Here is a 22,124-nt window from a genome sequence, read left to right on the forward strand (position 1 = left end):
TAAATCGAACTGGCGCTGATTTTTTCATCATGGAATAGTAGGTACATAAATGTAGGCGCATAAATATCGCGGAAGAATGGACATGGTTTGATGGTTCCCCACGTTATGGGGATATAGGGCAAGGGACGGAAACAACGGGGATTGAGGGGGGAAGGGTGTGATGGATTTAACGGTAATGGAAAGAAGCGAAGAATTGCATTTAAATCTGCTTCCCCGCGAGAAATTATTGGCTTATGGGGCGGTTTCCCTAACAGATGCGGAGTTATTGGCTATCTTTTTGCGTACAGGAGCCAGAGGTGTCCCTGTCGTGCAAATGGCAGAACATCTGCTGAAATCATTTGGTTCGCTTTATCACTTGCTCTCCGCTGATTATGCTGACTTTTGTGCACATAAGGGGATGGGGCAATGTAAATATGTTCAATTGCAGGCGATATCTGAATTGGCGAAGCGTTTTTTTTCCAGTCAATTTATCCATGAAGATATTATGAGCAGCCCCACAATAACCCAGAGTTATTTGCAGGATTTATTATCCTGGCAAGATCGGGAGGTCTTTGTGGTGCTGTTTTTAACGCACCAAAATCAAGTTATCTGCCATGATGAAATGTTTAAAGGAACGATAAACAAAGTTGAAGTTCACCCGCGTGAAATTGTGAAACAGGCCGTCAAAGTTAATGCCGCCTCCATTATTCTGGCCCACAATCACCCTTCCGGTAATCCAGAGCCTAGCTTGGCGGATAAATTGGTGACCGAAAAAATTATGGAGGCTTGTGACTTGGTTGGTGTTAAGGTTTTGGATCATATCGTCATTGGTAAACAATCTTGTGTTTCATTTATGGAAAGAGGTTGGATTTAATATCGTTTTTTCGCGATACGATCAGATCTTAGTTGTTCGGGACTTGAGCATCAGCGAATGAGGGCGTATACTACGCCACCTTTGAGGATCTTGGGTTTGACGAGAAGAGCCTATCTCAGTAAGTTTTTTTACTGGGAACATGTGAGTCCTTTTGGTGACGCTCTTTTTTCAGTAACTTCTTTTTCACCGTCAAAGAAAGTTTGCTGAGATGGGCTCCTAAGCCTGACGAGGCGGTCACACCCAATACAAAGCTCGAGCTGATTTGATTTTTGGAGATATAGACATGTCCCGAGTCTGCCAAGTTACTGGCAAGCGTCCGGTGAGTGGTAACAACCGCTCTCACGCATTAAACGCGACTAAACGTCGTTTTCTGCCTAACCTGCACTCTCACCGTTTCTGGGTTGAGTCTGAGAAACGTTTTGTAACTCTGCGTGTATCTGCTAAAGGTATGCGTGTGATTGACAAAAAGGGTATCGACACAGTTCTGGCTGAACTGCGTGCCCGTGGTGAGAAATACTAAGGAGCTGAAAAATGGCTAAAGGTATTCGCGATAAAATTAAGCTGGTTTCTTCTGCTGGTACTGGTCACTTTTATACCACGACGAAGAACAAGCGTACTATGCCTGAAAAACTGGAAATGAAAAAATTCGATCCAGTTGTTCGTCAGCATGTTATGTACAAAGAAGCTAAAATTAAGTAATTTTAGTGGATTATAAAAAGCCCAGCACTCTGCTGGGTTTTTTTATATCTGTTGATAACGCACGGTAGTCAATTTTCAATCGGGTTGTGCGTGTCGGCCCATGTACTGTTCAGTTATACTACCGTTTTTTTAATTATGAACTGTCAGGCGTAGCGCTAAAATGGTTAGAAAGACCTTGAATATCTTACATACAGAATCATCGTGTGGCTGGGGAGGGCAGGAAATCCGTATCCTGACGGAATCTCAGGGCATGATGCAACGTGGACATCATGTCGTTATCGTTTGTTGTCCAACGTCAACCCTTTATCGTGAAGCCCCTCATTATGGTGTGCCTGTTGTGGCACTTCCAATTGAAAAAAAGCGCCTTTCCTGCCTTCGGGCAATGCGTCGTTGGCTAAAAACAGAAGGCCGCCAATTCGATGTCATCAATACGCATAGTTCTACCGATTCCTGGCTAGTGGCGGCGGCATGTGCCACCTTAAAAGGTATGCCGCCGATAGTCCGAACTCGTCATGTTTCGACCCATGTTTCAAAATCTATTGCAACCCGTTGGCTCTATTTGCACGCCGGCCAGCATATTGTGACAACCGGGGAAAAGCTACGCCAATATCTGCATGTACATAATGATTATCCCCTGTCTCATATGACCTCGGTGCCGACAGGGATCGATTTGTCCCGTTTCCATCCTAAAAACAAGGCATTGAGTCGCCAGCGCATTGGTATCAAAGATAAGCCAACGCTAGGTATTGTCGCCACCATGAGAACCTGGAAAGGTCATGGTTATCTGCTTGATAGTTGGAAAATCCTTCATCAACGCTATCCTGATTGGCAATTGCTGTTTGTGGGGGATGGTCCTCAGAGAAAGAACTTAGCGCCGCGAGTTCAGCAGGAAGGGCTGACGGAAAGTGTTATTTTTCTTGGCAACCGTCAGGATGTCCCTGATTGCTTAAACGCAATGGATATCTTTGCCTTACCTTCGTTTGGTAATGAAGGTGTACCCCAAGGCATCATGCAGGCAATGGCATGTGGATTACCGGTGGTGTCTACATCAGTGGGGGCGATTACAGAAGCTGTGATTGATGGCGATACGGGGTATATTATCGAACCTAAAAATGTCGAACAATTAACAGAAAAATTAAACTTATTAATGCATGATGCAGAACTTCGTTTACGAATGGGCGAATCTTCACTGCAACGGGCGGTTCACTTATTTGGCATGGAAAATATGTTAGAAAACATGGAGATTATTTTTCATCGCAGTATAAAAAATAAGCGGTAATATTGGGTTTATCTGATTTATATCTGTATTGGCAGAACACGCAATATCTTCATTTAACTGATTGAAATATAATTAACTTTAATTTTTGTGTTTGTTATGTTTATTAACAGTAAATAGAACATTGAGTCACTTTACTGTATAGTCCCTTAAGCGCCACAATCCTTGGATTGATAATTTAATATTCATTATTATGCAACCCCAAAATATTCTAATCGTCAATATTGCCCGTTTTGGTGACACCCTGCTAATAACTCCGGTTATTCGCGCCCTGAAAGAAAAATGGCCAGAGGTAAATATTGATATATTTGTGCATAAAAAAACAAAAGAAATCCTTGAAAATATCGATTTAATTAGTGAATTAAACGTTTTTTCAAAAGGCAAAGCTAAATGGCGTGGCTGGTTTTCTCGTCGCCATTATGATCTGGCATTAGTCTACGGCCAAGATAAATCCCTCTTGCAGTATGCCAAACGTGTAGCAAATTTAACCGTTTATTTTTCGGATATCTCTGCCAGAAAATCAAATGAGTATGTTGTTGCAAAGCCTGGGGAATTGATGCCGGCACAACAGGAAAGGGCACTGTTAATTAATGCGCTTGGGGTTGAAGTCAATAATTGGCGTTTGCAATATAATGTAAGCCCGTGTGAGGAGGCATACGCCAGCGATTTTCTTCAGCAGCAAGGCATAGAACGGCAATTAAGGATTGGTTTTCAGTTACAGAGTTTTCCTGCAAAAGCCTATCGTGACTGGCCTGTAGAACACTTCTACCAATTAGCCCAACGTATTTATCGTGATTACCCGCATGCGCATATTTTGTTGTTAGGCAGTAAAGAGGGTGAAGACAGTGCGAGAAGTCTGGCTGAAAAATTGGGCGCAAGTCGATGCTCATCATTGGCAGGTAAGACGACGATGCGGCAAAATGCGGCAATCATGAATCAACTGAATTTGTATGTGGGTGTTGATACCGGAACAACCCATCTGGCTGGCGCCTTGGGGATACCCATGGTTGCCCTGTATCACAGTTTTCACCCTGGGCGTTTTCTCGCACCTCAGCAACATCCCAAATTAGAGGTGATTGAACATCCCGTAGATAATAGACAAGCAACTCGTCAAGATACAATGTCAGCAATATCGGTAGATCAAGTCTGGCATTCTGTTCAGAACTTACTGAAAAATGAATGAAAGGATAGTGAACAAGATGAAGATAGGATTTATCGATGTCACCGTGACTATGTCGTATGGCGGCATTCAAACCGCTGTTTGGGAGTTAGCTAAGGCGCTGACAGACGCGGGGCATGAAGTTCATCTTTTCGGTGGTACTGGCGATGTTCGGCCTGCATTAAACGGAAGAAATATCCACATTCATACTTTTCCATTTATCCCTAGGGAACGTGTGCTTAACATTGGGCGTCGCTTCCAACGCATTATTGAGCGTTATTCTTTTGCCCGCCACGCTCGTGCAACAGTGATTGCTGAAAATTTTGATTGGGTAATTTTGACCAAGCCGTTTGATTTTTTCTGGCCCAGAATGATGCCTAAAACAGCCCATACCCAATTTTGCTATATGAGCGGTGGAACCAGTTTTTTTAAAGGGGATCGGGTCTTGGGTAAAAAAATATCTGCATGGGTTGCATGTAGCCATTTTAATGCCTGGCAGATTCAGCATCATTTCAAGCAATTTCCCAGCGTCATCTATAATGGGGTAGACATCGATAAATTTAAACCCGCTGACTCGGATGTCCGAACCCGATTGGATATCAGTGAAGAAACGTTTCTATTAACGTTTGCTGGCCGGTTGGTTGGCTGGAAAGGCATGAAAGTCGCCATTGATGCAATGGCTTTGCTGCGGGACAAGGATGTAAAATTATTGATTATTGGTGAAGGCGAAGATTTGAAATCACTTAAAAAACGGGTTTCTACTTTGCATCTGGAAAAATCCGTTATTTTTCACCCTCCGGTTAGTCATGATCAACTACCTGAGTTTTATGCGGCGGGTGATGCCGGTCTTTTCCCTAGTATTGGTGATGAGGCATTTGGTATTACTATTGCAGAAGCGATGGCATGTGGACGCCCTGTCATTGCCAGTTATATTGGCGGAATACCGGAAGTGGTGGGTAATGAAGGCCGTGCTGGTATCTTGGTGACGCCGGGTGATGCTGTGGCTATTTCTGATGCGGTGAATCATCTTTTATCCTTGCCGGATAGGGGAGAACGGATGGGTAAATCTGCTCGCCAGAGGATTGAAGCGATGTACACTTGGGAACATTCTGCTAGCCGTTTATTGAACGCCATAAAAAATAATGAAAATTGCGTATATTGATCCTTATCCTGTGCCCGATTACCGGGTGGCATCACTGCAAATTTTGCAGAATGTAGACGCTTTTGCGCGTCAGGGGCATCGTGTTTGCCTGATTACCCCAAAAGGCCAAAGCCAAGTTGAGGATATCCTTGGCAGGCCATTGCCGCCCTCTGTGGAGCTAATCGCCCTGCACGATATACGTGGAAAGTGGTATTTCCCGCTAAATACCCAAAAACTGTTTTATTGGCAGGTTTCGCGCTGGCTTAAGATGCATCAGGTTGATGCCCTCTTTACGCGCAATATTAAAATGGCGAATTACCTGCTGTGTCATCATCCTGATATCCCCCATTTCTTTGAAAGCCATGAAGTATTTGCTCAGTCGTTTGAAGAATCCCACAATTCGCTCAATCGTAGAAACCAGCGTAAATACCATAAATTAAGAACAATTGAACAGCAGGTTTATGCTGGCTCGACGGTTATTTTCGCCTTAACTTCGCTACTGCGAGAAGATATTTATACGCAATACAAGGTCAAAACCCCGATTGTTGTGGCGCCCGATGGGGTGGATATGCTGGCAGTTGAATCTGCTAAACAAATGCTTGCAGGCAGCGATCGCAACAGTGCGTTACCTAAAAAAATACTTTATTTGGGCAGCTTACATCGTTGGAAAGGTATTCCAACAATGATGAAAGCCATGTCTTACCTGGATCATGTTGAACTGAACATCGCTGGGGGGACTACGGAACAAATTGAGCGATTGCGGCAGTCGGCTGAACAGATTGGTGTGAGTGATAAAATCAATTTCCTTGGTTTTGTCCAACCCCAAAAACGCTTTCAGGTTATTGCGGGCAGCGATATTTGTGTTCTGCCATTGACGAAAACCAGTATTGGCAGTCGTTATACCTCTCCCCTCAAACTTTTTGAATATATGGCCATGGGCAAGCCTGTGGTGATTTCTGACTTGCCTTCCATTCGTGATGCTGTCGATGAAAATGCGGTAAATTTTGCTGATAGTGAAAATGCAGAGAGTTTTGCTGAACAGATCCAATGGCTGATTAATCATCCCACTGAAATGATGGCGAAAGTTGACCATTCGCAACGACTGGTGGCAGAGCGTTTTAACTGGGATCAGCGCGCGAAGTTAATTATGGGTGTGATAGCAGAAAAATTGTCTCAGTAACTCTCTTGCCCGTTATTCCTATCAAATCTGGCTGCAAATGAGACATGAAAACGGTATTGTAATCGGCTTAGATGCCTGTTCTCAGGCAATGTTGTAGATAATTTATTCAAGGAGTGGGTATGCCGGAGCTACCAGAGGTAGAAACCAGTCGCCGGGGGATTGAACCGCACTTGGTTGGGAATGTGATCCAATATGCTGAGGTCAGAAATTCACGTTTGCGCTGGCCTGTTTCCGAGCAAATCATGACGCTTTCAGACCAGCCAGTATTGAGCGTTCAGCGGCGGGCAAAATACTTGTTGCTTGAGTTGCCGGAAGGTTGGATCATTATCCATCTGGGCATGTCTGGCAGCTTGCGTGTCTTGTTGGATGAACAGCCCCCAGCAAAGCATGATCATGTCGATTTGATTATGGCTGATGGTAAAATTCTCCGGTATACCGATCCCCGACGCTTTGGTGCGTGGTTATGGAGTGATAATCTCAAAGAGTGCTCCGTACTGGCTCATTTAGGCCCTGAACCTCTTTCCGACCAGTTTGATGGTGAATACCTTTACACGCTTTCCCGCAACAAAAAAACCGCGATTAAACCTTGGCTGATGGATAACAAAATTGTCGTTGGTGTGGGGAATATCTATGCTAACGAAGCGTTGTTCGTTGCGCGTATCTCGCCTGAACGGCCAGTGGGTTCACTAACACAGCCGGAAGCCCATCTGTTGGCCGATATCATCAAACAGATTTTACGTCGTTCCATTGAGCAAGGTGGAACAACATTGAAGGATTTTTTGCAATCTGATGGTAAGCCAGGGTATTTTGCTCAGGAGCTGTTTGTTTATGGTAAAAAAGGTGAGCCTTGCCCGATATGCGGTGAGAAAATTGCTTGTGTAAAATTGGGGCAGCGCAGTACCTTTTTTTGTCGTCAGTGCCAGCATTAACCGATTGGGGCAGCGGATAATTGCCCCTTTTATGATTTACCCAACTTTTTTAGCATTGCCTGTGCAACGGGTTCTGACAGGAAAGACGAAACATCACCATCATGGCGTGCAACATCCTTGATCAAGGATGATGAAACGAAAGACAGGGTTTGGGAAGGCAATAAAAAGACACTTTCCAGCTCTGGCATAAAATGTTTATTCATATTGGCAAGTTGCCATTCATATTCAAAATCGGAAACAGAACGAACGCCGCGGATCAGGATGTTAGCCTGCTGCTTTTGGGCAAAATTAACCATTAACTCGCTAAACCCAACGACATCAACATTATCCAGATGAGCGGTGACTTCTTTTGCCAACGCGATACGCTCTTCCAGACTGAACATGGGATTTTTTCTATCACTATTGGCGATAGCCAATAAAACATGGTCAAACATGTTTGCGGCACGAGTCACAATATCAAGATGACCATACGTGATGGGATCAAAGGTGCCGGGATAAATCGCTTTTCTTTTCATCGTGGTATTTACTCTTTGTTTGGCTCATTTCCCAAAGTGCAGCGTATTTATTGAATGTATATTGAGCATTCACAATTGCCAACACCAGACCTTGTTTTCCATCCAAAAAACCGGCTCTTAATAGCCAGGTTTTGAAAAATGCGCCCAGCGTATGGCTGATTATGGAAGAATAACGGGTTTTTTGACCTTGCTCGTAGCGATGTTTTGCCCAATCTCTCGCATAATTTAATTGTTTTTGCTGAAACTCCATCAGGTTACGACAGGTCAAGTGACGTAAGTCACCCTTTAGTGTCACGACTGATGCACCTTGAGTATCAAGGGATTCATGAACTTGATTGTCATTGTATTGGTAACGTTCACGGCAATAAAGACGGATCACCTTATCGGGATACCAGCCACTGTGCTTCATAAATCGTCCCATAAACAGATTGAGGCGTGCACAGCTATAGACTTTATGGTCATCAGGATTAGCCAGAACTTGTTCGATGGATGCTTTTAGTGTCGGGGTTACGCGTTCATCGGCATCAATCATAAAGATGTAATCACCGCTGGCATAGGATTGTGCAAGCTGCCGTTGCCGGCCAAAGCCTGGCCATTGGGTATTTGAGTAGACTTTTGCACCCATTTCGTCGGCTATTTGACAAGTGATATCAGTGCTACCGGAATCCAGGACGATAATCTCATCCGCCCAATTCACAGAAAGCAGGCAATCTGCAATCACATCCGCGGCATTTTTGGTGATCATGACAACAGACAGCCGTTTTTTTGCAATCATCAATGGCTCCTTGGCGGGAGGTAAGGCTCCAGTAATTTTAGCAAGCGTTGAAGAGCGCCTTGGTTTTCATGCAGGACTTCTGCTGCGTGATGGCCGTAATAGCGTCGGTAATCTTCGTCTATCAACAAGCTATTGATAGCAGAACTTAATGATTGACTATCCGTAACCGTAATCAATCCATCTGCTTTATGCAGCTTGGCACAAATATCTTTAAAGTTGAATGTATGCGGCCCCATGATAACCGGAATGGCATGGGCTGCCGCTTCCAGTGGATTATGCCCTCCGCGCTCTGTCAGACTTCCCCCGACAAAAGCCAGATCAGCGATCCCGTACAGCAGCATCAATTCGCCCATGGTATCGCCAATGACGACTTGCACATTGGCATCAGGAATAGTATCAGCACTGCGCAAGATCGCGTTTAATCCCGCTTTTTGAGTTAACTCAGCGGCCTTACCAAAACGTTCAGGATGGCGAGGCACCAGAATTAACAACAGATCAGGAAATTGTTTAAGCAGTTTGCAATGGGCATCCAGAATAATTGTCTCTTCCCCATCATGGGTACTGGTTGCTATCCATACCGGGCGATGGGGAGCCCATTGGCGACGCAGTGTAACCGCTTTTGCTGCGAGTTCTGGTGTGACAGAAATATCGAACTTAAGGCTTCCTGTCACGGAGAGCCGGGAACGCCTTAAACCCAACTCGATAAAGCGTTCAGCATCTTCCTGATTTTGTGCGGCAATCAACGTGATTTTATTTAAAATGATTTTAATAAAGTGGCTAATTTTCTGATATCCCGCCGCAGAGCGGGCTGATAGCCTTGCGTTGGCGATAACCAGCGGGATTTCCCGTTGGTGTAACTGGGTGATCAGATTTGGCCATAGTTCGGTTTCCATAATGATCACTAACTTAGGGTTTACGTGATCAAGAAAACGTTTCATGGAGCCAGGCAGATCATAGGGAAGATACACATGGTTAACATCACAGCCCAAAGCAGACAGAACCCTTTCAGAGCCTGTCGGTGTCATGGTTGTTATGGTAATGGGTAAAAAGGGGTAATGGTGCCGTAAGCTCCGCACGAGCGGAATAGCCGCTAATGTCTCTCCAACCGAAACGGAATGCAGTAAGATCCCACCTGGAGCCACCTTTTTGGCGCAGAAGCCATAACGTTCTCCCCAGCGTTTGCGGTACGCCGGTGATTTGCGGCTGCGTAGCAGCAGACGTAACCAGATAATAGGCTGGATAAGGTAGAGAAGTACCTGATATAAACGAAGCAACATTCTATCAAATTCACTGATATGGACTGCGGTTATAGTACCACATTGCCTTGAAGAAAGTGTGTAAAATGCGGATATATTGCGCCCCGATTTCCAAGAAGAAAGGGAGGGCAGTGGGTGCGCCAGATGAGTATACTTAACTATCTAAAGATGGAAGGAGGAAGTTGTTGTCTTTAGAATATAATTAAGAAGATTTCTGCCTCAATCGCGAATATTGGAAATGCAATGGGTAAAATATCCCCTAGGTTTAAAAAGATTCTGATCATAAAACTAAGACATCATGGTGATACATTGCTTATCACACCTGTTGTGAATACGTTGAAAGTCAATTTTCCTGACGCTGAGGTTGATGTCTTACTGTACAAAGAAACTGAGCCAATGTTGATGAATTTCAATTATGTATCCCATATTTTATCCGTTGACAGACAGTGGAAAAAAGAAGGTACAAAAGCGTATATCATTCATCATTGGCGTTTACTCAATCAGTTGAGGAAAAGAAAATACGATCTCATCATTAACCTTGCCGATCAGTGGTACAGTGCTCTGGTATCTAAGATTTCTGGTGCTCCAACTCGTATCGCCTTTGATTTTCCCAAGCGACAAAACGGGTTATGGAAAACCTGTTTCAGTGATTTGGTTTCCACTGAAGGTGAAGACTCCCTACATATCGTTGAGCAGAATTTATTAGCACTGAAACCGATTAATCTTTCCAGCCTCAATTTCAATGTCACAATGAGTTATAGTGAAGACGATTGGCATAAGGTATCAAACCTTTTACACATGGGTGGCATTCATCACAAATATATCGTTATTCACCCGGCATCTCGCTGGTTTTTCAAGTGCTGGAATAATGAGAAAATGAGTGAAACCATTAATGCCTTGCAAGCCGATGGCCATTCAATTGTTGTGACATCAGGAACGGAATCACGAGAAAAAGAGATGGTAGAGGAAATTTTATCAGCCTGTCATCAAGAAAATATTGTCTCTTTAGCCGGTCAGATTACGTTACCTCAGCTTGGGGCTTTGATTGCCCATGCTAATTTGTTTATTGGCGTTGATTCTGTTCCCATGCATATGGCTGCTGCCCTGAAAACACCGTGCATTGCACTGTTTGGGCCCTCTAAATTAGCTTTCTGGAGTCCGTGGCAGGTTAACGGGGAAGTGATTTGGGCGGGGAATTACGGTAAATTACCGGATCCTGATGATATTGATACCAAAACAGATACCCGTTATCTGGATCTTATCCCTACTGATGTCGTGATTACTGCTGCCCGGAGATATTTATCATGAAACCTATGCGCCTTGCTATTGTCCGGCAAAAATATCGGCCTGATGGGGGTGCTGAACGTTTTATTTCCAGGGCGCTTGAGGCACTGGATAATGACAGTTTAGAATTAAACGTCATTACTCGCTCTTGGGAAGGAAGCTGCAATCCTCATTGGCATATACATTTGGCCAATCCTGTTAAATGGGGGCGGATTAGCCGGGAAAAGGGATTTGCTGATGCCGCCAGGCTCATTTGGCAAAAAGAGAAATTTGATATTGTTCAAAGCCATGAGCGAATTGCCGGTTGTGATGTATACCGAGCAGGGGATGGCGTTCATTGGCGTTGGTTGCAGCAAAGATCACGGATCTTGCCATCTTGGAAAAGCAAATTGCTTTTTGCCAGCCGTTATCATCGCTATGTCATGGGAGCTGAAAAAAAAATGTATTCCTCCCCTGAATTAAAAAAGGTCATTTGCAACTCACAGATGGTCAAGCGCGAGGTGATGGAAGATTTTGGCCTGCCCGATGAAAAGATCGCTGTTATCTATAATGCCATTGATCAGTCACAATTTTTTTCTGTCGGAGAAGCTGAACGGCTCGCATTACGGCACGAATATGCGATTCCTGCACAAGCAAAATGTTTTGTGTATGTGGGTTCTGGTTTTGAAAGAAAAGGATTGAAAGCGGCGGTAGAAGCCATCAGCATGACGGACGCTTATTTGGTTGTGATTGGTCAGGATAAACAAGCAAGCAAATATAAACAATTGGCTAACTCACTGGGTTGTCATGAACGGGTTCGATTTTTGGGGGTACAGAAAACGACATTACCCTTTTATCAAATGGCAGATGGATTGTTATTGCCAACGTTATATGACCCTTTCCCAAATGTTATTTTGGAAGCGATGGCATGTGGCTTGCCGGTCATAACCAGTGACACTTGTGGGGGCGCTGAATTCGTTGTTTCAGGTGAAAATGGCTTTGTCTGTGACGCTCTCGATATTTTAGCGTTGGCTGAATCTATCTCTTTAGTGCCAGCAGACCATTTGACCAGTAAGCTTTCAATGTTATCAAAAGAGAAAATAGTAAACTCTACTCCCGCTTATTTGTCTCTCCAACTTACGGAACTGTATAGTAAGGTGCTTTCCCTATGAAAGGACATATTCTATTTATCATTGATGGATTACCGGGAGGGGGAGCCGAAAATGTGACAATCCGTTTATGTCGTGGCCTGCAACAAAAAGGTTTTGATATTACGTTGTTATCTCTTTCTGAAAAATGTGAATATCCGATCCCCGATCATGTTGAATTAATCATTAATGCTGATGAATATAGAGGGCCTTTTCGAAGACAGACTGAAATTGTTCGTAGAGCTAAATCTATGGATAAAGTTCTGGCTAAGGTTTTTTCTCAAAAAGGTACACCTGTGTTAGTGGTATCTAACTTGCATAAAACGGATCGTATTGTTGCGAAGTCCAAGATACTGGCGGATTTAAATGTATGGTTTTGTATTCATGGTGTATTTTCAAAATCATATCTTGAAAACAAAACGGGATTATCGCGTTGGATTAAGAAATGGAAAATTCAACGTGTTTATCAAGATCGTAACTTAATTTGTGTTTCTGATGCCGTTGGTTTGGATTTGCAAGAAAACGTATCGTTGACGCCTAAACAAATGGTCACTATTTATAATCCATTTAATCTGGCTGAAATTAGAAAAAATTCTTTGGAAATAAATCCTTATTCCAACGAAACCTACTTTCTTCATTTAGGGCGTTTTCATAATGTAAAACGTCACGACCGCTTATTGGAGGCTTTTGCCAAAGCGGATCTTCCCTGCAAGTTATTAATTGCTGGTGGGGGGGATGGTGTAATGACCAAAGCAATTAAACAAAAAATAGAGGAACTTGGTTTACAATATAAAGTTTTTCTAATTGGTTTTTTGGTCAACCCATTACCCGTAATACGAGGGGCTAAAGCGGTTATTTTAAGTTCTGATAGTGAAGGGTTAGGCAATGTTTTGATTGAAGCGCTGATTTGTCATACCCCTATTGTCAGCACTAATTGCCCAGGTGGTATCAGCGAGATTATGGTCGGTGAATTGGAACAATATAAATCTGAACTGACTGCTGAATCATTAGCTAAAAAAATGCGATTGGTTTATCAAAATCCACCCGTTATTACGGACAATATGTATAAAAAATTCGATTTGGAAATTGTGCTTGGTCGTTATTTGGATTTGATACAGTAATAATTATTGCTAGCATTAGTCTTTGAGATATTTTAATGAATAATAAAAAATTAAAAAAATTACGCGAAATAAATAGAAGGAAAAATTATTTTTTAAAAAAAGTGAAGTTTAATTTTGCTAAAATTTTTATTGATACATGGAAGAGGAGTGAATACAATGTTGATTGTATAAAAAAGGTTCTTTTCTTGCGTGATGATAATAAAATTGGTGATATGATCGTTTCTACTTCTGTATTCAGAGCATTATCTGAGAATGGATTTGAATTACATGTATTATCAGGTCGCTCCAATTATTGCGTTATTGAGAATAATCCATATATAGATAAGGTTTATTTTTACCCGGATGCAACTAAAGAAATAATAAAACTTGGATTGACATTAAAAAAAGAAAATTATGATCTTGTCATTGACATGGGAGATCAACTCTCTGTTATTTATTTATTATTTATACGGCTTGTTAATGCTAGAAATATATTAGGATTCAATAAGGATAAAGTAAATATATATAATAAAAATATAAAATATTTTCAATATGAATCTCATATTACTGAACGATATAAAACTCTTATGAATAATATGGGTATTCCTGCTTTTAATATACAATATGACATACATGTTCCGAAGTCTATCCAGGATAAAGTTTATGATTTTTATGTAAAACTCCCTGGGAAATCAACCATTGTTATTAATCCTTTTTCTGCGGAAGAAAAAAGAGATCTTTCAAAAGAACAGTTGGTAGGAATAACATCCCATATTATTGAATCCTATCCATCAGCCAATATTATATTAGTTGGGAAATCTAATAAGTTGAATGATCTTTCATATTTAAATGGATGTATAATTAACCCATTTGATGATTTCCTTTCGGCAGTGGAAATTATAAAATATTCTGATTTGGTTATCTCACCAGATACATCAATTGTACATGTAGCCGCAGCATACGAAAAAAATACAATCGCACTATATGGAAATGACAAACATGGAAATTTTGTCAACAATAATGTATGGAGCCCAGGAAATAAAAATGCTATCCAGTTAACTCAAAAGAAAATCAATAGTAAGATTAGCGAAATACCACTACAGGCTATCTTGGATAAGATAGATTTCTTCTTAACTAGGCTGGACTTATCATGAATAAATCTGCATTTATTATCACAATTGATACTGAAGGCGATAACCTTTGGCAAAACAGTGGGAAAATTTCTACTAAAAATACGCAGTTCTTACCAAGATTTCAGAGCTTGTGTGAACGTTTTGGCTTCAAACCTGTTTGGCTAACGAACTATGAAATGGCAATGGATGAGGGTTATATCGAATTTGCCAAGGATGTGATAGCCAGAAATACCGGTGAAATTGGTATGCATTTGCATGCCTGGAATAGCCCACCGATTATCCCTCTTACTGATGATGATATGGGCTATAAACCCTATCTGATTGAGTATCCTAAAGATCAAATCAAAGCAAAAATTGATTTAATGACTCATCTTTTGGAAGATAAGCTCCAGACTAAAATGTTAAGCCACCGTGCTGGTCGTTGGGCGTTTAATGAATATTATGCTCAATTATTGGTTGAATATGGTTATCAAGTAGATTGTTCTGTGACACCAAAAGTTAACTGGAACTTTACCAAGGGTGATCCTAATGGAAAGGGTGGAACCGATTATCGCCATTTTCCTGATCATGCTTATTTTATGGATTTGCAAGATATTTCCAAAGAAGGGGATTCTTCGTTATTACAAGTACCGATGAGTATTCAATATAAGCACTCTGGAATGATGAATTTTATTAAACAGAAATATGATCGATTGAGAGGAAAACAGCGTTCCCCATCCGTTAATTGGTTGAGACCGAAAGGTGGAAATTTGGCGCAGATGAAAACGGTAGTTCAACAGACTTTAACGAATGGCAGTGATTATGTTGAATTTATGTTGCATTCATCTGAGTTTATGCCTGGCGGTAGCCCAACGTTTAAGGATGAAGAACAAATTGAATTGCTTTATCAAGATCTGGAGGAGTTGTTTAATTTTCTAAAACCTTTGGTTCAAGGAATGACATTGGTAGAATATTATAATTTGAAATGAAAAAATAAAGAGATAAGTTCATATTTCTTATATGTAAATTCAACAGTAGTTTCTTAAGGAAAAACGAAGAGTTTATTTATTGAACGAGGTGTTGTGTTTTTAATTTATTCTATTCATATAATGAATAATTCTTTACAAATATTAATTTATTGAGATATGTTATGCCTACAAAAAAAATAATGATAGTTGGCTTTGAACTTGGAGGATTAGGTGGAACAGAAACTGTATGTAAGAAATTGTATAATCTATTAAATAGATGTTCAGATATAAACTTTGTCTTTCTTAAACAGGAGAGGAAAGAAAACAATCATGATTGGTTGGAAAATATAACTTATTGTATATTAGAGTGTTATCAAAAAAATACGCCTTTACGTAGATATATATTTTCATATAAGTTATCTAGAATAATTAAGAAACAAAGACCAGATGTTATAATATCAATTGATGCTATTAGTTGTTATATTTCTAATATTGCTAATAAGTTAGCTTTTGGAAAAGTAAAAACTTTTTCATGGATACATTTGTCTCTTTTTTCTGCATATAAAGCAAAGTTTGTATTAAAATCAGAAAATCATTTATCCATCAGCAATGGAAATACAGAATATCTTATTAATAACGGGGTTAGTAAAGAAAAGATTTTTACTATATTTAATCCATTTGAAAAGAAAGAGGAAATAATATTAAGGCCTAATAATGTAACGAAATTCATTTTTATAGGGCGTATTCTTGCAAAAGAAGGAAAAAACTTGCAAGAAATGTTCAATGCATTAGCTATGGTAAGAGGTGATTGGGAACTACATATAATTGGTACAGGTGCGTCTGAAGATATGATTTTTTTAGAAAAATTATCAGATAATTTAAATCTTAGTAAGAATATATTTTGGCATGGCTGGATTAAAAATCCTTGGGATTTCGTTCAAAGAAAGGTTGTTGAAGTTTCGGCATTACTTTTAACTTCAAAAAATGAAGGATTCCCTATGGTTTTAGGAGAGGCTATTTCTTATGGTATTTATTGTATTAGCTCAGATTGTCAAACAGGAACAACTGACATTATAAAACCATACAGAAATGGTGAATTATACCCAGTTGGAGATGTCCTGAAATTATCTTATATATTGCAAAATGTAATTTCGAAAAATGAATTCCCAGGATATAATGAAATCAAAAATACAATCAATGACATTTATGATGATAAGTATATTTTGAAGGTAAAATCGATATTAAATATTACGGAAGAGTAATTCTTGATTTTTCTATAAATTAAATGTGGTGTTTTTTGATGAAATACGAAACTTTTTTATCTTTTCTTTTCTAGAGATTTTAATATATAAGAGGCTAATTTGTTTATTTGTTTGATTTTAGTGATATAGATTTTTATGGGGAATGAATTATGGAAAAATTAAAAATACTTTTTTCAGGATGGAAAGAATGTAATCTTGAGCAGTATAAAGAAGCCTATGCTCATTTTGGGGGATGCACATTAACACACCCTAATATTATATCTTTTTTGAATAAACATCTTGATGGGCAGTTTTGCTTTTATATCAAAAAAACAGGAAGTGCAATTAAAGGTGCATTTTTTTCCTGTGAAAACAATAAATTAGTTGAGGAGATGCAAGACAGGTATCCAATTTCATATGATGAAATTATTTTCCCTGTTGCGGAAGATGCAAAACTATTTTTACCAGTAAAATCAAAGAGATTATCACCAATACATAAAAATAATTTTATTAATGCCAGCTTCAATTCTCTATTGAGTAAACGAAAGATTTGCCTAATCAAAGACAGTTTTTCTTATAAAACCCGTCGTAATCGCAGTAATGAGATCAACAAATTTAAGCGGGCAGGAGGAGAAATTCGTCCTTCAAGTGAATTCCGTGCGGAAGATCTGGTGGATATTTATATCGATCTGTACCAAAAACGTTGGAATTTTAGTCACTCTGAAGAGCAAAGAAAGTCTCTCCTTGAAATGTACACCGAGCTTCGTGAGCATATATTTGGCAATGTATTGCTGATTAATGGTAAACCTTGTGCTTACGATTTTGTCCTGTGGGCAGACAGCCCTAAATGGGTTTCTTTTGATGCCATTAATGGTGGTTATGATCCTGAATATGCCCATCTCAGTGTTGGCAGTATCTTGATGTGGGCGAATATCCAGGAAGCAAAGGCACTGTGTCAACAACGAGACAAAACCCTGCGTTATTCATTGGGTAACCCAACACTTGAATACAAAAATCGTTGGTGTGAAACATTGCCACTAGGCAGAGTGCTTTTTTAACGTGTTCTGTAAGAGCAACATAACCTCTTCTGGCGTAATACCTGGCATCGTATTATCCGTTGATTTCAGGGGATGTTGCTCTTGGCCATATCCCCCGATCAAACCAGGATCAGTCGGCCCAAATAGCGTAATATTGGGTCGATCTAGTGCTGCGGTAAGATGGCTTAATCCTGTATCAACGGAAACCACGGCTTGTGCCCCCGCGAGAACGTGAGCAACTTCAGAAAGGGCCAGTTTTGGCAGTACATCAACATGGGGAAACCCTTCTGCCAGCCTTAACGCCCGCTGATATTCATGCTCTGCACCCCAGGGAAGTTTTATGCGTATACCCGTTGCCTGAATAGCAGTGATAAGCTGCCGCCAATGATTTTCAGGCCAGTGTTTTTCATCGCGCGTTGTTGCATGGAGGAAAACCAGATAATCATGCTGGCGACATGGCTGATGTAAAAAATGACGGGCAATGCCGTAATCACCTTGCGCTGGCGGTTTTTTATAGCCCAAGCTATCAGCAAATAACGCGCGAATGCGTTCAACGGCATGCTGTTGTTGGCTGATAGTGTGACAGTGATCGTAGAAAAAACTGGCAATTGGCTCACGGATGCTTTTTCGGTCGTAACCATGCTTTGGGCCGTGTGCCAGTCGGGTGACCAAAAAAGCACTTTTTAGCAGACCTTGCGCATCAATGATGGCGTCATATTGGTTCTGTCGCAGTTGTTGCCTAAATTGTGCCCGTTCTTCACGGATATCTTTTCTGAACCAATTTTTTCGCCAGCGGCGGATAGCAACGGGGATCACATTTTCAACAGCATTGTGCCAGGTTGGGATTTGGGCAAATCCTTCTTCTACCACCCAATCAAATTGGATGTCAGGGAATTGCTGTTTTGCATCCGTTAATGCCGGCAGAGTATGTAACACATCCCCCATCGAAGATGTTTTTACCAATAAAACACGCATTATTTTTGGCTCTCCGCCTGTAGCAATTTTTCTAATGAAGAGAGAACCCGTTCAGGTTGAATATCAATAAGGCTTTGATGATAGCCGCCTTCGTGGTCGCCTTTTCTGATTTTGTGATAACCCGTAATCAGGCGGATCACTTCGGCCTTATTTGAGAGCGGCGGGGTAAAATCCGGGCTACTTGGACCATATAATGCCACCAGAGGGCGGTTTAAGGCTGCCGCGATATGCATCAAACCTGAGTCGTTTGTGACGATGGCATCACAGGCTGCGATAATATTGACTGCTTGTTCAAGTGAGGTTTTTCCGGCCAGATTAAAGCAATCTTCACGGGCATCCTCGCTTAAAAGTGCACGAATATCTTCACCTGCTTGGTGATCTTTGTCAGAGCCAAACAGCAAAATTTGATAGCCTTTTTGGGTAATTAACTGTTCGGCAAGGGCAGCATAGTGATAATGTGGCCAGCGCTTGGCGGGGCCGAATTCGGCACCAGGGCAAAAGCCAATCATAGGGCGGTGATCAGTAATATTGAAAGCTGAGGTGGATTCCGCCATCTCTTCGTCATTGACACTGAGCCGTGGCCATAACAAAGGTTGTGGAAGATCATCGGCGCTACGCATGTCTTTCCCTTCATAAGCGAGAGCGGCATAGCGTTGCACCATGAGTGGAAAAGCACTTTTATTTAGGATGCGGATATCATTCAGTAGCCCGTAACGCATTTCACCGCGCCAGCCTGTACGTAGCGGGATATTGGCGAAGAAAGGCACCAGCGCAGATTTCAATGAGTTGGGCAATACGTAAGCACGATCGTATCGATTTTCACGTAATGCCAGCCCAAGGCGTCGGCGCTCACCCAAGGCAAGGGCACCGTGACCAAGCGGCATAGCCAATGCCAGATGCACTTCTGGCATTTTTGCCAGCAATGGTCGGCACCATGCGGGTGCCATCACATCAATCTCTGCATTGGGGTGCAAGTCTTTTAAAGTCCGGTAAAGGCTTTGTGACATCATCATGTCACCTACCCATGATGGGCCGATCACCAATATCTTCATACAAGTCGATTAATTATCCTGATTCAGCCATTGCATATATTCAGCGACACCTTCGGCGACCGTTTTGAACGGTTGTTGATAGCCCGCCGCCCGCAGTTTTGTCAGATCTGCTTGAGTAAAACTTTGATAACGGCCTTTTAATTTTTCTGGGAAATCAATGTATTCCACAACCGGGGATTTTTCTTGATGGAATTCAGTCACCGCATTGGCAACCGCCTGAAAAGATTCAGCGCGGCCGGTTCCGCAGTTAAAAATACCCGAAATGCCATTTTTCCAGAACCACAGATTGACCGCAGCAACATCACCGACGTAGATAAAATCGCGGCAGAAATTCTCACTACCCGCGAATAACTTCGGGTTTTGTCCTTGGTGGATCTGGTTGTTTAAATGATAGGCGACACTCGCCATGCTGCCTTTATGACCTTCGCGTGGCCCGTAAACATTGAAATAGCGGAAACCACAAATTTGGGAATCTGCATGGGGCAAAATATCACGAACATATTGGTCAAACAGGAACTTGGAATAGCCATAAACATTAAGCGGTTTTTCATACTGACGCTCTTCAATGAAATTGTCACTGCGCCCACCATAAGTCGCGGCAGAAGAGGCGTACAGGAAGGGAATTTGACGCTCAAGACAATAATGCAGCACATCTTTGGAATACTGATAATTATTGTCCATCATATACTTACCATCCCATTCAGTTGTGGATGAGCAAGCACCTTCATGGAAAATAGCATCAATGTCACCTAAATCATCACCCGCGACGATGCTGGCGACGAAATCTTCCTTATCCATATAATCGGTGATATCCAAATCAACCAAATTGACGAACTTTGTGCCATCTTTTAGGTTATCAACAACCAGAATATCCTTATAGCCTTCGTCATTCAGTGCCTTGACAATATTGCTGCCAATAAACCCTGCGCCACCAGTGACAATAATCATTTGGCTCACCTCTAAATAGTCAGTTCACTTTATACCCAGATTTACGCCAATCACAGCCTTATGACTGCAACTTGTAGCCTATTGGGTCATCTTTGCTGCGTATCATAGCACTTAACCCTACTGACGACAGCAGCTTAAATAAGGCAATCAATGGGGATCTTGTGGTATGCCAGACTCTGGATCGTGATCAACCTTGCAAAGTTAAGATTATCCTGCGGGTCGTGTCGTCACTGGCAGGTTCTATCAGTAAAATACACCACGCCTTTCACTTAGTTAGGGACTCAGGAGAGAAAAATGTCAGCATCGTTTTATCAAAAAATTAATGAACAGTTGGAGCAAGCTCGTGTTGAAGGGTTATTCAAAAGCGAGCGGATCATCACTTCTGCCCAGGATGCTAATATTGCTGTTGCAGATGGTCATCAGGTCATTAATTTTTGCGCCAATAACTACTTAGGCTTGGCCAATCACCCTGACCTGATCGCGGCTGCAAAAGCGGGTATGGAGAGTCACGGTTTTGGCATGGCATCCGTTCGTTTTATCTGTGGTACGCAAGATTCCCATAAAGAATTAGAAAATAAGATTGCTGAATTTTTAGGGATGGAAGATGCCATCCTCTATTCCTCGTGTTTTGATGCAAACGGCGGACTCTTTGAAACGCTGTTTGGGCCAGAAGATGCCATTATCTCTGATGCCTTGAACCATGCCTCCATCATTGATGGCATCCGTTTATGTAAAGCCAAGCGTTATCGCTATGCCAATAATGACATGCAAGCATTAAGGGCGCAGTTGGAAAAGGCAAAAGCAGAAGGTGCACAAAATATCCTGATTGCCACTGACGGGGTATTTTCAATGGATGGCGTGATTGCTGATCTGAAATCCCTCTGTGATTTGGCTGATGAGTTTGGTGCTCTGGTCATGGTGGATGATTCACATGCAGTTGGCTTTGTTGGCAAGCACGGCCGTGGCACCCATGAATACTGTGATGTTATGGGGCGTGTCGACATCATCACCGGTACGCTGGGTAAGGCGCTGGGTGGTGCATCGGGTGGTTATACCGCTGCACGTAAAGAGGTTGTTGAATGGCTGCGCCAGCGTTCACGCCCATACCTGTTTTCCAATTCGCTGGCACCCGCCATTGTCGCGGCATCCATCAAGGTGCTGGACATGCTGAAAAATGGGGATGATCTCCGTGAGCGTCTCTGGAAAAATGCGAGCTTGTTCCGGGAAAAAATGACGGCTGCCGGTTTCACGCTGGCGGGGGCTGATCATGCCATCATCCCTGTGATGCTGGGGGACGCGAAACTGGCGCAGGAATTCGCCGCAGAGCTGTTGAAAGAAGGCATCTATGTGATTGGGTTCTTCTACCCGGTTGTTCCTAAAGGCCAGGCGCGTATCCGCACCCAGATCTCAGCCGCCCATACGGAAGAGCAAATTGAACGTGTCGTGGCTGCATTTATACGCATTGGCAAGCAATTAAATGTCATTGCTTAAGAGATC

General features: G+C 41.9%; 22 protein-coding genes. 16 read left to right on the forward strand and 6 right to left on the reverse strand.

The genetic code is table 11. The features are described 5' to 3' along the window. The first annotated feature begins 160 nt into the window (after positions 1 to 160). The 8 genes from radC (at position 161) to mutM (ending at position 7,237) form a co-directional block, all read left to right on the forward strand. Entirely contained in the window at positions 161 to 853 is a 693-nt protein-coding gene (gene radC, locus Xkoz_RS11315; protein WP_099142266.1) for a RadC family protein, read from the forward strand. Positions 854 to 1,136: 283 nt separating this feature from the next. Beyond that, positions 1,137 to 1,373: a 50S ribosomal protein L28 gene (rpmB, locus tag Xkoz_RS11325; protein WP_038239873.1), complete on the forward strand. Its 237-nt coding sequence runs from the start codon at positions 1,137 to 1,139 to the stop codon at positions 1,371 to 1,373. Positions 1,374 to 1,384: 11 nt separating this feature from the next. Then, entirely contained in the window at positions 1,385 to 1,552 is a 168-nt protein-coding gene (rpmG, locus tag Xkoz_RS11330; protein WP_010847629.1) for a 50S ribosomal protein L33, read from the forward strand. Between the two features lie 160 nt (positions 1,553 to 1,712). Continuing rightward, entirely contained in the window at positions 1,713 to 2,831 is a 1,119-nt protein-coding gene (locus Xkoz_RS11335) for a glycosyltransferase family 4 protein (protein ID WP_099142267.1), read from the forward strand. A 190-nt stretch (positions 2,832 to 3,021) separates the two neighbouring features. After that, positions 3,022 to 4,011 (forward strand): glycosyltransferase family 9 protein, encoded by a 990-nt coding sequence (locus tag Xkoz_RS11340; RefSeq protein WP_099142268.1) that lies wholly within the window; start codon positions 3,022 to 3,024, stop codon positions 4,009 to 4,011. A gap of 16 nt (positions 4,012 to 4,027) precedes the next feature. Beyond that, positions 4,028 to 5,149: a glycosyltransferase family 4 protein gene (locus Xkoz_RS11345; protein ID WP_099142269.1), complete on the forward strand. Its 1,122-nt coding sequence runs from the start codon at positions 4,028 to 4,030 to the stop codon at positions 5,147 to 5,149. Further along, positions 5,130 to 6,308 (forward strand): glycosyltransferase family 4 protein, encoded by a 1,179-nt coding sequence (locus Xkoz_RS11350; RefSeq protein ID WP_099142270.1) that lies wholly within the window; start codon positions 5,130 to 5,132, stop codon positions 6,306 to 6,308. Before Xkoz_RS11345 ends, Xkoz_RS11350 begins: the two co-directional genes overlap by 20 nt. 119 nt (positions 6,309 to 6,427) lie before the next feature. Then, on the forward strand, positions 6,428 to 7,237 hold the full coding sequence (gene mutM, locus Xkoz_RS11355) for a bifunctional DNA-formamidopyrimidine glycosylase/DNA-(apurinic or apyrimidinic site) lyase (protein ID WP_099142271.1): 810 nt from the start codon (positions 6,428 to 6,430) through the stop codon (positions 7,235 to 7,237). Between the two features lie 29 nt (positions 7,238 to 7,266). Here the strand turns inward: mutM and coaD are convergent, their stop codons facing one another. From coaD to waaA, 3 genes are read right to left on the reverse strand one after another with little or no spacing between them, the layout of a single operon-like run. Next, the gene (gene coaD, locus Xkoz_RS11360; protein WP_099142272.1) at positions 7,267 to 7,752 is read right to left on the reverse strand and encodes a pantetheine-phosphate adenylyltransferase; all 486 of its coding nucleotides are present in this window, start codon (positions 7,750 to 7,752) and stop codon (positions 7,267 to 7,269) included. Next, positions 7,718 to 8,527, reverse strand: coding sequence for a glycosyltransferase family 2 protein (locus Xkoz_RS11365; RefSeq protein WP_099142273.1), 810 nt, complete (start codon positions 8,525 to 8,527; stop codon positions 7,718 to 7,720). Before Xkoz_RS11365 ends, coaD begins: the two co-directional genes overlap by 35 nt. Next, entirely contained in the window at positions 8,527 to 9,804 is a 1,278-nt protein-coding gene (gene waaA / locus Xkoz_RS11370) for a lipid IV(A) 3-deoxy-D-manno-octulosonic acid transferase (protein WP_099142274.1), read from the reverse strand. Before waaA ends, Xkoz_RS11365 begins: the two co-directional genes overlap by 1 nt. Before the next feature lie 222 nt (positions 9,805 to 10,026). Here waaA and rfaQ point away from each other — a divergent pair, with 222 nt between their 5' ends. From rfaQ to Xkoz_RS11405, 7 genes are all read left to right on the forward strand, one after another. Beyond that, complete coding sequence (gene rfaQ / locus Xkoz_RS11375) at positions 10,027 to 11,091, forward strand: putative lipopolysaccharide heptosyltransferase III (RefSeq protein ID WP_099142275.1); 1,065 nt, start codon at positions 10,027 to 10,029, stop codon at positions 11,089 to 11,091. Further along, entirely contained in the window at positions 11,088 to 12,218 is a 1,131-nt protein-coding gene (locus tag Xkoz_RS11380) for a glycosyltransferase family 4 protein (protein ID WP_099142276.1), read from the forward strand. Before rfaQ ends, Xkoz_RS11380 begins: the two co-directional genes overlap by 4 nt. Beyond that, positions 12,215 to 13,315 (forward strand): glycosyltransferase, encoded by a 1,101-nt coding sequence (locus tag Xkoz_RS11385; RefSeq protein WP_099142277.1) that lies wholly within the window; start codon positions 12,215 to 12,217, stop codon positions 13,313 to 13,315. The genes Xkoz_RS11380 and Xkoz_RS11385 overlap by 4 nt, the downstream gene beginning before the upstream one ends. Positions 13,316 to 13,350: 35 nt before the next feature. Beyond that, positions 13,351 to 14,448, forward strand: a complete 1,098-nt coding sequence (locus Xkoz_RS11390; protein ID WP_099142278.1) for a glycosyltransferase family 9 protein — start codon at positions 13,351 to 13,353, stop codon at positions 14,446 to 14,448. Further along, positions 14,445 to 15,395 (forward strand): polysaccharide deacetylase family protein, encoded by a 951-nt coding sequence (locus tag Xkoz_RS11395; protein ID WP_099142279.1) that lies wholly within the window; start codon positions 14,445 to 14,447, stop codon positions 15,393 to 15,395. The genes Xkoz_RS11390 and Xkoz_RS11395 overlap by 4 nt, the downstream gene beginning before the upstream one ends. Positions 15,396 to 15,556: 161 nt before the next feature. Then, on the forward strand, positions 15,557 to 16,636 hold the full coding sequence (locus tag Xkoz_RS11400) for a glycosyltransferase (RefSeq protein ID WP_099142280.1): 1,080 nt from the start codon (positions 15,557 to 15,559) through the stop codon (positions 16,634 to 16,636). Between the two features lie 149 nt (positions 16,637 to 16,785). Then, the gene (locus Xkoz_RS11405) at positions 16,786 to 17,673 is read left to right on the forward strand and encodes a GNAT family N-acetyltransferase (RefSeq protein WP_099142281.1); all 888 of its coding nucleotides are present in this window, start codon (positions 16,786 to 16,788) and stop codon (positions 17,671 to 17,673) included. Here the strand turns inward: Xkoz_RS11405 and rfaC are convergent. Genes rfaC through rfaD form a run of 3 tightly spaced genes read right to left on the reverse strand, consistent with a single transcriptional unit; the run spans position 17,653 to position 20,627 of the window. Next, complete coding sequence (gene rfaC, locus Xkoz_RS11410) at positions 17,653 to 18,627, reverse strand: lipopolysaccharide heptosyltransferase RfaC (RefSeq protein WP_099142282.1); 975 nt, start codon at positions 18,625 to 18,627, stop codon at positions 17,653 to 17,655. The two genes, Xkoz_RS11405 and rfaC, sit on opposite strands and share 21 nt — an antisense overlap. Continuing rightward, positions 18,627 to 19,679, reverse strand: a complete 1,053-nt coding sequence (gene rfaF / locus Xkoz_RS11415) for an ADP-heptose--LPS heptosyltransferase RfaF (protein WP_099142283.1) — start codon at positions 19,677 to 19,679, stop codon at positions 18,627 to 18,629. Before rfaF ends, rfaC begins: the two co-directional genes overlap by 1 nt. 9 nt (positions 19,680 to 19,688) lie before the next feature. Continuing rightward, positions 19,689 to 20,627, reverse strand: coding sequence for an ADP-glyceromanno-heptose 6-epimerase (rfaD, locus tag Xkoz_RS11420; RefSeq protein ID WP_099142284.1), 939 nt, complete (start codon positions 20,625 to 20,627; stop codon positions 19,689 to 19,691). 294 nt (positions 20,628 to 20,921) lie between these two features. Between rfaD and kbl the strand changes: the two genes are divergently transcribed. Beyond that, a complete protein-coding gene (gene kbl, locus Xkoz_RS11425; protein ID WP_099142285.1) occupies positions 20,922 to 22,118 on the forward strand; it encodes a glycine C-acetyltransferase in 1,197 nt (398 codons plus the stop codon). Positions 22,119 to 22,124: the final 6 nt, after the last annotated feature.

Origin of the sequence: Xenorhabdus kozodoii (assembly GCF_002632875.1) — a bacterium.
Taxonomy (GTDB): domain Bacteria; phylum Pseudomonadota; class Gammaproteobacteria; order Enterobacterales; family Enterobacteriaceae; genus Xenorhabdus; species Xenorhabdus kozodoii.

Excerpts from the sequence above, each read along its gene's own strand:
- radC (WP_099142266.1), top strand. The coding sequence starts at position 161 with ATGGATTTAACGGTAATGGAAAGAAGCGAAGAATTGCATTTAAATCTG.
- rpmB (WP_038239873.1), top strand. The coding sequence starts at position 1,137 with ATGTCCCGAGTCTGCCAAGTTACTGGCAAGCGTCCGGTGAGTGGTAAC.
- rpmG (WP_010847629.1), top strand. The coding sequence starts at position 1,385 with ATGGCTAAAGGTATTCGCGATAAAATTAAGCTGGTTTCTTCTGCTGGT.
- Xkoz_RS11335 (WP_099142267.1), top strand. The coding sequence starts at position 1,713 with ATGGTTAGAAAGACCTTGAATATCTTACATACAGAATCATCGTGTGGC.
- Xkoz_RS11340 (WP_099142268.1), top strand. The coding sequence starts at position 3,022 with ATGCAACCCCAAAATATTCTAATCGTCAATATTGCCCGTTTTGGTGAC.
- Xkoz_RS11345 (WP_099142269.1), top strand. The coding sequence starts at position 4,028 with ATGAAGATAGGATTTATCGATGTCACCGTGACTATGTCGTATGGCGGC.
- Xkoz_RS11350 (WP_099142270.1), top strand. The coding sequence starts at position 5,130 with ATGAAAATTGCGTATATTGATCCTTATCCTGTGCCCGATTACCGGGTG.
- mutM (WP_099142271.1), top strand. The coding sequence starts at position 6,428 with ATGCCGGAGCTACCAGAGGTAGAAACCAGTCGCCGGGGGATTGAACCG.
- coaD (WP_099142272.1), bottom strand. The coding sequence starts at position 7,752 with ATGAAAAGAAAAGCGATTTATCCCGGCACCTTTGATCCCATCACGTAT.
- Xkoz_RS11365 (WP_099142273.1), bottom strand. The coding sequence starts at position 8,527 with ATGATTGCAAAAAAACGGCTGTCTGTTGTCATGATCACCAAAAATGCC.
- waaA (WP_099142274.1), bottom strand. The coding sequence starts at position 9,804 with ATGTTGCTTCGTTTATATCAGGTACTTCTCTACCTTATCCAGCCTATT.
- rfaQ (WP_099142275.1), top strand. The coding sequence starts at position 10,027 with ATGGGTAAAATATCCCCTAGGTTTAAAAAGATTCTGATCATAAAACTA.
- Xkoz_RS11380 (WP_099142276.1), top strand. The coding sequence starts at position 11,088 with ATGAAACCTATGCGCCTTGCTATTGTCCGGCAAAAATATCGGCCTGAT.
- Xkoz_RS11385 (WP_099142277.1), top strand. The coding sequence starts at position 12,215 with ATGAAAGGACATATTCTATTTATCATTGATGGATTACCGGGAGGGGGA.
- Xkoz_RS11390 (WP_099142278.1), top strand. The coding sequence starts at position 13,351 with ATGAATAATAAAAAATTAAAAAAATTACGCGAAATAAATAGAAGGAAA.
- Xkoz_RS11395 (WP_099142279.1), top strand. The coding sequence starts at position 14,445 with ATGAATAAATCTGCATTTATTATCACAATTGATACTGAAGGCGATAAC.
- Xkoz_RS11400 (WP_099142280.1), top strand. The coding sequence starts at position 15,557 with ATGCCTACAAAAAAAATAATGATAGTTGGCTTTGAACTTGGAGGATTA.
- Xkoz_RS11405 (WP_099142281.1), top strand. The coding sequence starts at position 16,786 with ATGGAAAAATTAAAAATACTTTTTTCAGGATGGAAAGAATGTAATCTT.
- rfaC (WP_099142282.1), bottom strand. The coding sequence starts at position 18,627 with ATGCGTGTTTTATTGGTAAAAACATCTTCGATGGGGGATGTGTTACAT.
- rfaF (WP_099142283.1), bottom strand. The coding sequence starts at position 19,679 with ATGAAGATATTGGTGATCGGCCCATCATGGGTAGGTGACATGATGATG.
- rfaD (WP_099142284.1), bottom strand. The coding sequence starts at position 20,627 with ATGATTATTGTCACTGGTGGCGCAGGGTTTATTGGCAGCAATATTGTC.
- kbl (WP_099142285.1), top strand. The coding sequence starts at position 20,922 with ATGTCAGCATCGTTTTATCAAAAAATTAATGAACAGTTGGAGCAAGCT.